10 protein-coding genes are annotated in these 12,189 nt (G+C 65.7%); 7 read left to right on the top strand and 3 right to left on the bottom strand.

From position 1 onward, the window contains the following. From BM162_RS18780 to BM162_RS18760, 4 genes are all read left to right on the top strand, one after another. Nucleotides 1-533: MauE/DoxX family redox-associated membrane protein (locus BM162_RS18780; RefSeq protein ID WP_093425062.1), on the top strand; the 533-nt coding region annotated here is incomplete at its 5' end. 1,102 nt (nucleotides 534-1,635) lie between these two features. Next, nucleotides 1,636-2,373, top strand: a complete 738-nt coding sequence (locus tag BM162_RS18775) for an ABC transporter ATP-binding protein (protein ID WP_093425048.1) — start codon at nucleotides 1,636-1,638, stop codon at nucleotides 2,371-2,373. A gap of 368 nt (nucleotides 2,374-2,741) precedes the next feature. Beyond that, nucleotides 2,742-5,105 (top strand): ABC transporter permease, encoded by a 2,364-nt coding sequence (locus tag BM162_RS18765; protein ID WP_093425044.1) that lies wholly within the window; start codon nucleotides 2,742-2,744, stop codon nucleotides 5,103-5,105. Continuing rightward, nucleotides 5,102-6,310, top strand: a complete 1,209-nt coding sequence (locus BM162_RS18760) for an efflux RND transporter periplasmic adaptor subunit (RefSeq protein WP_218153135.1) — start codon at nucleotides 5,102-5,104, stop codon at nucleotides 6,308-6,310. Before BM162_RS18765 ends, BM162_RS18760 begins: the two co-directional genes overlap by 4 nt. Nucleotides 6,311-6,312: 2 nt before the next feature. Here BM162_RS18760 and BM162_RS18755 read toward each other — a convergent pair whose 3' ends face one another. Next, nucleotides 6,313-6,969, bottom strand: coding sequence for a DUF2238 domain-containing protein (locus BM162_RS18755; RefSeq protein WP_143096220.1), 657 nt, complete (start codon nucleotides 6,967-6,969; stop codon nucleotides 6,313-6,315). A gap of 242 nt (nucleotides 6,970-7,211) precedes the next feature. Between BM162_RS18755 and BM162_RS18750 the strand changes: the two genes are divergently transcribed. After that, nucleotides 7,212-7,583, top strand: a complete 372-nt coding sequence (locus BM162_RS18750; protein WP_093425040.1) for an SPW repeat protein — start codon at nucleotides 7,212-7,214, stop codon at nucleotides 7,581-7,583. A 96-nt stretch (nucleotides 7,584-7,679) separates the two neighbouring features. Here the strand turns inward: BM162_RS18750 and BM162_RS18745 are convergent, their stop codons facing one another. Then, nucleotides 7,680-8,408, bottom strand: a complete 729-nt coding sequence (locus BM162_RS18745) for a DsbA family protein (protein WP_093425058.1) — start codon at nucleotides 8,406-8,408, stop codon at nucleotides 7,680-7,682. 29 nt (nucleotides 8,409-8,437) lie between these two features. Then, nucleotides 8,438-8,896, bottom strand: a complete 459-nt coding sequence (locus BM162_RS18740; protein ID WP_093425038.1) for a c-type cytochrome — start codon at nucleotides 8,894-8,896, stop codon at nucleotides 8,438-8,440. A gap of 279 nt (nucleotides 8,897-9,175) precedes the next feature. Here BM162_RS18740 and BM162_RS18735 point away from each other — a divergent pair, with 279 nt between their 5' ends. Then, nucleotides 9,176-9,436, top strand: a complete 261-nt coding sequence (locus BM162_RS18735; RefSeq protein ID WP_245759339.1) for a DUF2933 domain-containing protein — start codon at nucleotides 9,176-9,178, stop codon at nucleotides 9,434-9,436. A 291-nt stretch (nucleotides 9,437-9,727) separates the two neighbouring features. Continuing rightward, nucleotides 9,728-11,881 carry a protein-disulfide reductase DsbD family protein gene (locus BM162_RS18730; protein ID WP_093425034.1) on the top strand — a complete coding sequence of 718 codons (2,154 nt, stop codon included), beginning with the start codon at nucleotides 9,728-9,730 and terminating at the stop codon, nucleotides 11,879-11,881. Nucleotides 11,882-12,189 lie beyond the last annotated feature (308 nt).

Below are 12,189 nucleotides of genomic sequence, written 5' to 3'. Positions count from 1 at the left end.
ATCTTCGAGAGCACTTCGGTCACGAAGTGAAGAGCGAGGGCGAAACCAGCTACCGGCCCGTCATCGCCATCTTCTCGACCGCGTTCCTGATGGCGCTCGCCGTCAGTTGGTACACCTTCGGCAGCGTGATCAGCGTCCGGGCCTTCGAGTGGTTCATCGCCATCAGCATGTGCGTCCTCGCCATCCAGAAGCTCCAGGATGTCGAAAGCTTCTCGACCATGTTCCTGAACTACGACCTTCTGGCGCGGCATTGGGTGCGCTACGGCTATCTTTACCCGTTCGGCGAGGCTCTGGCGGGCATCCTGATGATTGCCGGCGCACTGATCTGGATCGCCTCGCCGGTGGCCATCTTCATAGGCGCGGTCGGCGCGATCTCGGTCTTCAAGGCCGTCTACATCGACAAGCGGGAACTGAAATGCGCCTGCGTCGGCGGCTCCAGCAACGTGCCGCTCGGGGTCGTTTCCTTGACCGAGAACGTGATGATGCTGGTCATGGGCGTCTGGATGCCGGTTCGGATGCTTGTTTTCGGCTAATGTAAGACACCGATCACCTGACGCGAACGGCCGGAACGACCGAGTTGATGCCGCGCAGCCTCCGAAAATTGCTGCGCAATGTAGCAATGTCCGGTCTGGTGAAGCTGCGGCGCAGCACCCAGTACATCAGCGAGCGGCAGGAGTGGGCCGGTTGCGGCAGGTGCCCCATGCTGCGACTGCGAAGCCTCCTACGGCCAACGTGGTCAGTTTGGGCTCGAAGCGGTCATGCGGCACTGCCGCGGGTCGCGTGACCACGCTGACGAGCAACATGACGCCCCCGGCCCACAGCCGACACTCGAGGCGGGGATCGGCGCCGCGGCGCGGCTTCACCGAAACGGCCATTCGTGCAGTGCGCAGCATTTTCACGAGCCCGATGACCGGAGTGCGGGTCCTTCCTGCCGTTCGCCGCACGTGCTCGATTTTTTCCGCGACCACGAAGGCCTCTGTTGAGAAGGCCGGACTTCGGGCTTTCGCCGCGGATGCAACATGCGTTCTGCCGATATGCGGAAGCCGACATTGTCGAGGCCTCGGTAGCCCGAAGCATGTGGCCGTGCAGCATCGTCCATCGGGTCGAGGTCGGAAGTGCAGACCTTCCTGCGGTAGGCAGCAGCCGCATGAGGTGCCGTCGTGGTCCGGCGCCGCCCCGCGCTCCGGCTGATTTCCCGCATTAAGCTACAACCGCTGTAGCGGTTACTCCGGCCTCCGATCGATACAAGGTGGCCGGCGTCACCTGAGGCTATTGCTGTCGTGATTGGAGTCAATCCTGCAGGAACTCCGAGTACGCGATGTCCATCTCGGAATGCATGCGCTCACTGGCCGCCCCGTACGCCTGCTCATAATAAAAGCCGGCCTTCAGAGCCACTCCCACGGTAACCGGCTCCTGGTATCGCGGCCCCGCGCGGCGGCGCTCCGAAGATCTCGGCCGGGTGCGAAAGCGGCCAGACCCTCGGGCGTTGCAACACTTTGCCTGACAGTCCGAACGACGGAGACCTTCTGCCACCCTCATAAGCACACGTACGCCGACGCTCCGCTCCACATTGATCCCGATCAACGTGCATTGCTTGCTTCTCGGCAAAGATGCCGGACGAAGCGGGAGAGCACCATGCAGCAATCCATAGTCCCCGACCCGTGCACGGTCCGGCCGGTCTTCCGAACCGCCGGTGTCGGCAAGACCTACGGCAGCGGCCCGACGGCCGTGCGGGCGCTCGACGGGGTGGACCTGGAACTGCCGGAGGGCGAGTTCGTCGTACTGCTCGGGCCGTCGGGGAGTGGCAAGTCGACCCTTCTCAACATCCTCGGCGGCCTCGACCGGGCGAGCGCGGGGCGCGCCTGGTTCCGCGACGCCGAGCTTACGGCGATGAGCGAACGCCAGCTGACCCGCTACCGGCGCAACCATGTCGGGTTCGTGTTCCAGTTCTACAACCTCGTGCCCAGCCTCACCGCACGCGAGAACGTCGATCTTGTCACCGACGTCGCGCCCGACCCGATGACGGCCGAGGAGGCGCTCACCCTCGTCGGCCTCGAGAAGAGGCTCGACCACTTTCCATCTCAGATGTCGGGCGGCGAACAGCAGCGCGTTGCCATCGCGCGGGCGATCGCGAAGCGCCCGGGCGTGCTGCTTTGCGACGAACCCACCGGGGCGCTGGACAGCCGCACGGGGACCGCGGTACTCGCCGCGCTGCAGGACGTCAACGCGCGGTTCGGCACGACGACCCTCGTCATCACCCACAATGCCGGCATCCGCCGCATGGCCCACCGGATCGTCCGCTTTCACGACGGGCGCGTGGCCGAGACCGAGGTTAGCGCCGAACGGGTCCGTGCCGAAGAGATCACGTGGTGAAGTTGCACGCGCTGGACAAGAAGCTTCTGCGGGACCAGTGGCTCATGCGCGACCAGTCGGTCGCGATCTACCTGGGGCTTGCCTGCGGGGTCGCCATCCTTCTTACCGCCTTCGGCCCGATCCGGGTTTATAGGCCTTGCGCGAGGACTATCACGGGCGTCAGCACTTCGCCCGCGTCGTCCTTAGAGCAACGTGTTGCGTCAGGCGCTGTTTGCGTTCCAGCCGCGATACAACGAGGGGAGGCTTATCAGCGCCATCGACATCGTTCGCCCGCCCAGTTCGGTCGGGGTGAAGGCCAGCTGCGCACAAGTGTGCCTGACCTTGACGCAGATCACGGTGGGTCGGGTCTTCCGCAGTAAGTTGGCGGCATGCACACGCTCGACCGCAAACTTCTGCGCGACCTTTGGCGCCTCTGGACGCAGGCGCTGGCTATCTCGCTGGTGATGGCCGGCGGCGCCGCGACGGTGGTGCTGGCGGTCGGCTCCTACCGCTCGCTGGAAGAGACGCGGATCGCGTATTACGAGCGTCAGCGCTTCGCCGATGTCTTCGCCACGTTGGAGCGTGCGCCGGACCGGGTGGCGGACGATATCGCGCGCATTCCCGGCGTGCAGGCGATGGAGACCCGGATCGTCAAGCCGGGGCTCCTCGATCTCGATCGCGTGGCCGCTCCTGCGACCGGCCTGTTCGTATCGCTCCCTGAGGGGCGGCCGCCGCGCGTAAATGTCCCCTACTTGCGTGAGGGCCGGATGCCGGTTCGGGATGCGTCCCGCGAGGTCGTGGTAAACGAGGGCTTCGCCGACGCCCACGGCTATTCGCCGGGCTCCGAGTTCGGCGCGATCCTCGACGGCCGCAGGTACCGGCTGCGGATCGTCGGTATCGCCCTGTCGCCCGAGTTCGTTTACGCCACCGGCCCGGGTGACCTGATGCCCGACGATCGCCGCTTCGGCATCGTCTGGATGGGCGAGGCAGCGCTCGAGGCGATTTTCGATCTCGAGGGGGCGTTTTCGTCCGTGGCGCTGACCGTCCGGCGCGACGCGGCCGAAGCTGACGTGATCCGCCGGCTCGACGCGCTTCTGGCATCCTATGGTGGCGAGGCGGCACATGGTCGTCGCGACCAATATTCTCATGCGTTCCTCGATCACGGGCTCGACATGTTGCGCGCCATGAGCCGGACACTGCCGCCGATTTTCTTCGGCGTAGCGCTGTTTCTTGTGAACATGACGCTGGGCCGGTTGGTCCTGCTGGAGCGAGGGCAAATCGGCCTGATGAAGGCGCTGGGGTATCGCGACCTCACCATCGCCATGCACTATCTGAAGTTTGTCGCACTTCTTGCCATCGCGGGTATTGCCCTCGGCTGGTCTGCGGGAGCGCTGCTTGGACAGTATGTCGCCCGGATCTATGCTGAGTTCTTCAGTTTCCCCGATCTGGTCTTCGCCCCCGCGCCGGATGTCTATGCCGTGGCGGCGGCGTTGCCGGTGGTGGCCGGGGCGCTTGGGGCGGTTCAGGCCCTGAACCGGGTGGTGCGCCTGCCGCCGGCGGTGGCGATGCAGCCAGCGGTGCCGCCGACGCTTCGGGCGGGTGCCTCGCTGGGTCGGCCGTTTGGAGTTCGTCTTCCGCCCGCGGCCGCGATGACGCTGCGCACCCTACTGGTGCATCCGTGGCGGGCGGCAATGACGCTTCTGGCGATATCAGGCAGCACCGCCATCCTGATTGCGTCGCTTTACCTGAGCGATTCTCTGGAACGGCTGATCGAGGTGAAATACCTCAGGGTTGAGCGACAGGATGCTACCTTGGGCCTTTCGCACGCTGCGCCCGAGGCCGTTGTGCGTGAGGTGGAGCGACTGCCGGGCGTGCTGGCGGGCGAAGCGGTGCGCGCCGTTCCGGTACGGGTGCGCAAAGGCTCTATAGAGAAGCGCGTCACGCTCTACGGCCGCGCTGTTAGTGCCCGCCTGCACCGCCCTCTCGACACCGAGCTGCGTCCGGTCGCACCGCCCATAGCTGGCCTCGCATTGACGAAGTGGCTTGCCGACCGTCTGGGCGTTGCGCCGGGCGACCGGATAGAGGTGGATCTGCTGGAGGGCCGCCGGCGCACGGTGGCGCTGCCTGTGATGGGGTTGCTTGAGGACTACATCGGAATGCGCGCGGTCATCGACATCCAGGCCCTGGCACGGCTGATGGGGGAGCGGCCACTGGCGGACGAGGTCGAGGTGCAGATCGACGATGCCGAACTCGACGCATTGTATGCAAAGGTCAAGGAGACGCCGGGGATCAGCGGCATTTCCCTTCAGGCGTCCTCTCTGGGCAGCTTTCGCGAGGCCGTTGCGGTCATTGTCAGCGCGATGTCGTCGATCTATACCGGCCTCGCAGCCGTCATCGCCTTCGGTGTCGTCTACAACGTCGCCCGCGTCGCGCTTCTGGAGCGCGAGCGTGACCTGGCGAGTCTGCGGATCCTTGGCTTCGGCCGAGCCGAGACTTTCGGAATCCTGGTGGCCGAGCTGGCGTTGCTGGTCCTGCTGTCGCAGCCCGTGGGATGGGGCGCCGGATACGGGATCGCCATGCTGATGAAGTCGGGTCTCGACGCCGACCTCATGCGGATGCCGCTGGCGCTCGACCTTCAGACGTACTCCATCGCCAGCTCGGGCGTCTTCGCCGGAGCTGCCGCGTCCGCCCTCCTGCTCTGGCGCCGGGTGAGGGAACTCGACCTCGTCGCGGCCATGAAAACGAGAGAATGATCATGTTGTCACGTCACAAAGGTTGGGCGCTGTTTGCCCTTGTGCTGATCGGGATCGCCGTGGCCGCGGCTGTGCTCTTGCGCCCAAGGCCGGTTCTGGTGGACCTCGGCCGTGCCGAGACAGGTTCGCTTGCGGTGACTGTCGAGGAAGAGGCGCACACACGGATTCGCAACCTCTTCACCGTCTCGGCCCCTGTTTCGGGCCGCGTGCTCCGCACGCCGGTTCGCGTCGGCGACACCGTGGCGGAGGGGGAGACGGTTCTGGCGACGATCCTGCCGACACCCTCGGGTCTGGTGGATGAGCGGACACGGAGCGAACTGCTCGCCGCCTTGACCGCCGCGGACGCGGCGACCGATCTGGCCCGGCACGAGATCGGCGGACGTGAGGCCGAGGTTCGCTTCGCGGAAAGCGAGCTGGAGCGAAAGCAGTCCCTGTCCGGTCGCAACGTGCTGTCCCGGGAGGCGCTTGAGGAGGCGGAGACGCGTGTGCGAACCGCCCAACATGCGCTCGAGGCAGCGCAGGCGGAACTGGAGGTTCGCCGCAGTCGCCGGACCGAAATCGCCGCGCGTCTGGAAGAACCGAGCGGTAGTGAACAGCCTGACCGCAAGGTGCACGTCAAGGCCCCGGTTTCCGGCGAAGTATTGCGGATCCTGCAGGAGAGCGAGAGCATCGTTCCCGCCGGCGCGCCGCTCGTCGAAGTGGGCGACCTGGGCGACCTGGAGGTGGTGGCGGACTTGCTGTCCACCGATGCGGTGCAGGTGGAGGTGGGCGCTCCGGCGCGCATCGTTGATTGGGGTGGAGCGCCCCTTGACGCCCGCGTCGCCGAAGTCGAGCCGATCGCCTTCCCGAAGATTTCGGCGCTTGGCATCGAGGAACTGCGTGCGCGGGTGGTCCTGGACATCAAGGCAGCGCCGGGGACGTGGCAGCGGCTTGGGCACGGCTATCGCGTGACGGCGCAGATTCTGCTGTGGGAAGCGGACTCGGTGCTAAAGGTGCCGGTGGCGTCGCTGTTCCGCGAGGGGGAGGATTGGGCCGTATTCGTGGTGCAAGCCGGGCGCGCCGCGGTGCGAAAGGTGGCGATCGGGCGGATGAATGAAGACGAAGCGCAGGTCCTGGAGGGGCTCGAACCGGGTGACCGGGTCGTGCTTTACCCCAGCGACCGCGTCACCGACGGCGCGCGTCTTGCCGAGCGTGCTGGCGGCTGAGATCAGCCGGCAAGACGGGCCATGAAGCATCGCCAACGGGCGAGGCTGCGCTTGGACACTCGCATGTACGCTGCGCCGACGCCGCCGCCGATAAAGCCGCCTGCGCCGTCAACGATCAGGTCCCACATCGTGTCTTCGAGCGGAGACATCAGCGGCGAGCCTTGGGTGTTCTCGCCGGTGATGTTGTCCGAGACGAATTCGGCGATCTCCCACAGCGCACCCACTCCCAGTGTGACGAAAAAGATCGTCGCCAGGCTCAGTGCCGTGCCGATCCTGAGGCGACCTGTCATGCTCAACGTGTAGACCCCCAGGAACGCCACCATCGCCAGCAGGCCCGAATTCCCGAAATGGATGATCTTGTCGTAAAAGATCCCGGCTCCGTAGAATTGCATCAGCCGGCCGAGGGTCATGTCGGTCACCAGCCACCAGAGCAGACCCAGTTCGATCTCAAGGGGGATGTTTAGGCGGCTCGAGCGGGCGAGCAGGGGCGGCACCAGTATCAGCGCCAGCGCGACCAGGCACAGCATGGTGAACAGCCATTGTCCGCGGGCCATGTGCAGCGCCGCCGTTACGAGGATAAGGGCTCGCAGCACCCAAGCTGTGCGGATTTCCCAGAGCGGGGCGTATTCTGTCCCGGTGGGCTTCCAAAATCGTGCCATGTTTGCTGTTCCCTACGGTTATACGGCATTTCCTGAAATGAAGAATGTCGGCCAAAAGGGTTTCGCGGATCCGGCCGGCGTTTCTCTCGGAATCTTTGACTTCGGCTGAAACTGGCGCATCGGCCGTGCGTTTTTCAGGCAAGGGCAAGGCGTCCAATACGACTCTGCCCCAGACTGCGCTGTAGAAAGCGCTCCGGCTTCCGTTTTCGGACGGTGTTTTCGCAACGAGTAGGAGTAACGCCATGGTAAACGAGACGACGACCGACCCGCGGGCAGCGGGCACTGTGCGCTGGACCAGCGGCACCAATCTTGCGCTCGGTATCTGGCTGATCATCGCACCATTCGTGCTCGGCTATTCCGGCTTGCCCGCCCCTCTCTGGAATGACCTCGTTTGCGGTCTTCTGATCGCCATTCTTGCGGGGGTTCGGCTCGGCAAGCCCGCGCATGCGGAGTGGGCGAGCTGGACGAACGCAGGCATCGGTGCATGGCTGATCATCGCTCCCTGGGTGCTGGCCGGTTACCTGTCGGCCGCGGTCTGGAACGACGTCATCGTCGGCATCGTGGTGCTCGTCCTGGGGGCCTACAGCGCCTCGGCTGCCAAGAAGCTGAAGTGAGATGACCGCGAGCGCCGCCGGACCGGCGGCGCTCCTGGGCTAAGAAAACCGGCTCATTCATCAAGGTGCGCACGCGCACCTTTGGCGTGCCGGCCGTCACTCCCTTTCTTCGTTCCGCGCTTCGGTGACAAGGCTCTGTAGCCGATCCAGATCGACGAGGCCCGGCACGAGAGCATCGCCGATCACGAATGAGGGTGTCCCGTTGAAGCCAAGCTCCCGTGTGAGCCGCATGGAGGTGGCGATGTGTTCGTCGATTTCGGGCGCGGCCATGTCCTTGCGCAGCCGCTGGGTATCAAGGCCAAGGTTCTGTGCGACTTGCATGACCGAGGCTTCGTCTGCGCGGGCCTCGAGCGCCATAAGGGCCCAGTGGAAGGCCTCGTACTTGCCTTGCTCCCGCGCCGCGAGCGCCGCACGGGCGGCGAACTCCGATCCTTTCCCGAGGATCGGCCATTCGCGGTAGACGAGCCTGATGTCCGGGTCCGACGCGATGAGAGCCTGCACCTCGGGCTTCACACGGCGACAGTAAGGGCAGTTGTAGTCGAAGAACTCGACGACGGTGACGTCGCCGTCGGGGTTCCCCAGCACGGGCGCATTGGGGTCCCGTTCGAGCAATTCGCGCTCTCGAGTGAGAACATCGGCTTGCGTCGCGGCTTGAGCATCGATCTTTCTCTGCTCGAGCAGTGTCACGGCCTCGAGCACGATCTCCGGGTTTTCCCGGATCGTCTCGAGCACCAGTTCGCGGACACGGCCCTCGTCGAGCACGTCTGCAGCGGCGGTCCATGGCAAGGTTGCCGCGAGCAGCGCGGCCGAAATCGTGGCCTTCATGGTCATTCCGTATGTCCCCTTGGCATGCTTCAATCGATGCCATTTTCCCTCTGGAGCTCGCGGACGTAAGCCGCGATGTACTTCACGTCAGCCCGCGTCAGCCCGTCGACGGGCGGCATGTTGCCGAAGTTCCAGTGATGGGATTGCACGCCGTTTTCCGCGGCATTCAGGAAAGCTCTGTCGCTGTGGTGACTGGGCTCGTAGATCTTGTGGACCAGGGGCGGCGCGAAGCCGTTGCGGCCCGCAGCGTTGGTGCCGTGACAAGTCGCACAGACCGCCTCGAATGCGCGCTTTCCGATCTGCGCTTCGGCGGACAGCTCGGGCGGCACCGATACCTGGACGATCGGCGCTCCCTCGGCGATCGCCGACGTGTCCGGTGGAACCATCGAATGGCCTTGTGGGGCTGCAATGGGCTGAGAGATCTGCCAGGCAAAGACGCCGACGCCGGCAAGAAGCACGCCGCCGATCGCCACCGAAAGTAATTTCATGTATCCGTTTCCGTTTGTCTCCTGTCACTATCTAAGTGAGAACGGCGTTCGACTTCCCGCCGAAGGTCGTGATCTTCTGTTCGTGAAACAGGCGCTGCGTCTTGTCTTGCCCTCGAACCATATCGACTCCGGCCCTCGCATCAATCTGACAAGCAGGTGATTTTTGTATCGGAATGTATCCTTGACCTTCCCGCGCGGGTGGCGGTGATAAGGATCGTGAATTGGTGGATGTGCGGAATGCAAATGAAACAGAAATCAGGGATCGGATCTACGAAGGTCATGAAGCTGGGCATGATGGCGTGCTGCGCCATCATGCTCCTGCCTGTCGCCGGCTTCTTCGCATCCGGCGGCACGCTGGCGGGCTTGTGGTCGAACGCAGCCGTGTTTGCACCGCTTGTTCTGTGCCTCGGGATGCATCTGGTCATGCACAGGATGATGGGGCGGAGCTGTCACGGAAAGCAGGAAAGCGAGGAAGCCGACGGAGCGGAAACAGCCCCCATCCCGGTGCCGGTCGAGGCCGCCAAGCCTGCGCCACGGTGACCGCACGCGGCACGGCAGACCGGCTTCGCATGCTTATGGTCCTCGGGCCGGCAGTTCTCGCCGGCTGTTCGACGGGCGGTGCCAAGCAGTGCTCGCTTCAGCCGGACGCCGAGCGGCCACCGGAGGCACCGACTGCGACGAACCTTCCCGCGGAGTGTGTCGTGGTGGACCAGGACGAGGGTGTGGCGCGGCTCTCGTGCTCGGGCGGCCGGATTGGATTCGCCCTCAATTCGTCTTCCCGAGCTGCCTACCCGTGAGGACGCCGCCATGCGCACATGCCGGAGGGAACAGATGAAACAGGTCGTTCTCGGGGGACTTCGGAAATCCCTTTGGCCGGCCCGGGCCACGCTCGCGGTCCTGCTGGCGTTCCCGATCGCTGGCTCACACCCTGCCTCTGCCGCTGTCTCCGATACCGCCTCCACGGCGGCGGTGACTGCCAAGCTCATCGTTGCGGAAGAAGGGGTGGTGCCGGGGGCGCAGAGCCTCTCCGCGGGGCTGGAGCTTCAGCTCGAAGAGGGGTGGAAAACCTACTGGCGGACGCCCGGCGACGTCGGATTTCCGCCCGAGGTAGACTGGTCCGAGTCGTCGAACGTCGAAGACGTCGAATTTCAATGGCCAGCGCCCGAAAGGTTCACCGCCTTCGGCATCGAGAACTTCGGCTATCACGGCGAAGTCGTTTTCCCGCTGCGCATCGCGCTCGAGGAGCCTGGGCAGCCGGCGCGGCTGGAAGCGCACGTCAGGCTTCTCACGTGCTCGGACATCTGCGTGCCGCAGGAGTTCGACCTTGCCTTGGAAGTACCCGTCGGCACAGGCCTCGACGCGCGAAGTGCTGCGCGTATTGCGGAGTTCGCGAAGCGCGTTCCGGTGATACAGTCTGCCTCGGCGGTCACGGAGGCGGAGGCGTATATCGACGGGAAGACGACGGAACTGGTCGTCTCCGTTCGCAGCAATGTCCCGTTCGACCGGCCGGACGTCTTCCCGGAACTCGGGGCAGGGGTGTCACTGGGGGCTCCGGACATCCGGATGGGCGAGGGCGGACGCCTTCTCTGGGCCCGGGTCCCTATACTTGCGGCGCCGGCAGGGCCTCTGTCGGAGATGTCGGTCACAGTCACCGATGAAGGCGCACGGGCGGTGACCTTGTCACCGGACCGAGCCATGGCGGCGCCTCCTGCGCCGTTCGCGACGTCGTCGGCCGCGCCCGACGCGGCCGACCTCTTCTGGATTGCGATGACGGCGCTCCTCGGGGGACTGATCCTCAACGTCATGCCGTGCGTCCTGCCGGTGCTGTCAATCAAGCTGAGCGCGGCCCTCAAGCTCGAAGGCACCGCGAGGGCGAAGGTCCGGCGTGGGTTCCTGGCTTCGGCCGCAGGTGTCATGGCCTTCATGTGGGGGCTCGCGGCGGTCCTCTACGCATTGCAGCGGCTGGGCGTCACCGTGGGGTGGGGGGTGCAGTTCCAGAACCCGGTTTTCCTTGCGCTCATGATCGTGCTCCTGGCGATCTTCGCCGCCAACCTCGCCGGGCTGTTCGAGATCCGGTTGCCCAGCGGGCTGCAGACCCGGCTGGCGCAAGCCGGCGCGTCCGGCGGCCATGCGGGCGACTTCCTGACCGGAGCCTTCGGAGCCGTGCTCGCGACGCCCTGTTCTGCGCCGTTCTTGGGCACCGCCATTGCCTTCGCCCTCGCCGGGCGCGGCCTCGACATCGTTATCGTGTTTACCTTTCTCGGTTTCGGCCTCGCGGCCCCGTACCTGCTGATCGCCGCCGCCCCGGGCCTGGTGCGTCACATGCCGCGACCGGGACGCTGGATGCTCGTGGTCAAGGGGCTGCTGGCGCTTTTGCTGGCGGCGACCGCCGCGTGGCTGGTTTGGGTGTTGTCCGGCGTCGCGGGCGCGACGAGCGCACGCCTCGTCACCGGCGCGAGCGTGGCTCTGATCCTGACGCTGGGGCTGCCTCGGCTGCCGCGCCCGGCCCGACTCGGCCTTGCCTCTGCTCTCGCGGTGCTGCCGCTGGTGCTGGCCGGCGCCTTCGCAGACGGCGGCGCAGGGGGCGCTCGAGACAGTGCAGCGACCGACGGGATACCATGGATCGCGTTCGACCGGGCCGGGATTGCACAGCGGGTCTCGCGGGGGGAAATCGTCTTCGTCGACGTGACGGCGGACTGGTGCCTGACCTGCAAGGCCAACAAGGCGCTGGTGCTCGAGCGGGAGCCGGTGGCGCCTGCGCTCGCCGGGGAGGGCGTCACGGCGATGCAGGCGGACTGGACCCAACCCGACGAGGCGATCTCGCGCTATCTTGAGAGCTTCGACCGCTTCGGCATCCCGTTCAATGCCGTGTATGGCCCCCAAGCGCCCGGCGGCGTCGTCCTTCCGGAACTGCTGTCGTTGGAAGCGGTGATGACGGCGCTCGATCAGGCAGGTGGTGCGGGGCGGGTGGGCAAAGGCAGTTAGGAACGTCCGGCTTCCGCGGGGCAGCCCGGCATTTCCGTGCGTCGCGCCTCGGAAAACGGGGCCGGGAGGGCGGTCGGGGCCGTTTCCGCGGCGGCGCTTGGTCGAAGCCGGAACGTAGTGGGCTCTGGCCTGATCGGGCGGCGCTGTCGCGGTTCGGCGGCTCACCGACTTGCACCGCATGTTCTCGGCTCCGGCGCACTCGTGACTCAGGGTCGCGGCGAAGGAAGCTTCATGACGCGTCTCACCCTTCCGTATCGGCCCATGCCGGTCCGCCAGGCGGTCCGAGGCCGGGCGCTCGTGCGCAGTCG

Origin of the sequence: Tranquillimonas alkanivorans (genome assembly GCF_900115595.1) — a bacterium.
Classification (GTDB): Bacteria; Pseudomonadota; Alphaproteobacteria; order Rhodobacterales; family Rhodobacteraceae; genus Tranquillimonas; species Tranquillimonas alkanivorans.
This window is presented reverse-complemented; position numbering and strand designations above follow the sequence as displayed.

Excerpts from the sequence above, each read along its gene's own strand:
- BM162_RS18775 (WP_093425048.1), top strand. The coding sequence starts at position 1,636 with ATGCAGCAATCCATAGTCCCCGACCCGTGCACGGTCCGGCCGGTCTTC.
- BM162_RS18765 (WP_093425044.1), top strand. The coding sequence starts at position 2,742 with ATGCACACGCTCGACCGCAAACTTCTGCGCGACCTTTGGCGCCTCTGG.
- BM162_RS18760 (WP_218153135.1), top strand. The coding sequence starts at position 5,102 with ATGATCATGTTGTCACGTCACAAAGGTTGGGCGCTGTTTGCCCTTGTG.
- BM162_RS18755 (WP_143096220.1), bottom strand. The coding sequence starts at position 6,969 with ATGGCACGATTTTGGAAGCCCACCGGGACAGAATACGCCCCGCTCTGG.
- BM162_RS18750 (WP_093425040.1), top strand. The coding sequence starts at position 7,212 with ATGGTAAACGAGACGACGACCGACCCGCGGGCAGCGGGCACTGTGCGC.
- BM162_RS18745 (WP_093425058.1), bottom strand. The coding sequence starts at position 8,408 with ATGAAGGCCACGATTTCGGCCGCGCTGCTCGCGGCAACCTTGCCATGG.
- BM162_RS18740 (WP_093425038.1), bottom strand. The coding sequence starts at position 8,896 with ATGAAATTACTTTCGGTGGCGATCGGCGGCGTGCTTCTTGCCGGCGTC.
- BM162_RS18735 (WP_245759339.1), top strand. The coding sequence starts at position 9,176 with ATGAAGCTGGGCATGATGGCGTGCTGCGCCATCATGCTCCTGCCTGTC.
- BM162_RS18730 (WP_093425034.1), top strand. The coding sequence starts at position 9,728 with ATGAAACAGGTCGTTCTCGGGGGACTTCGGAAATCCCTTTGGCCGGCC.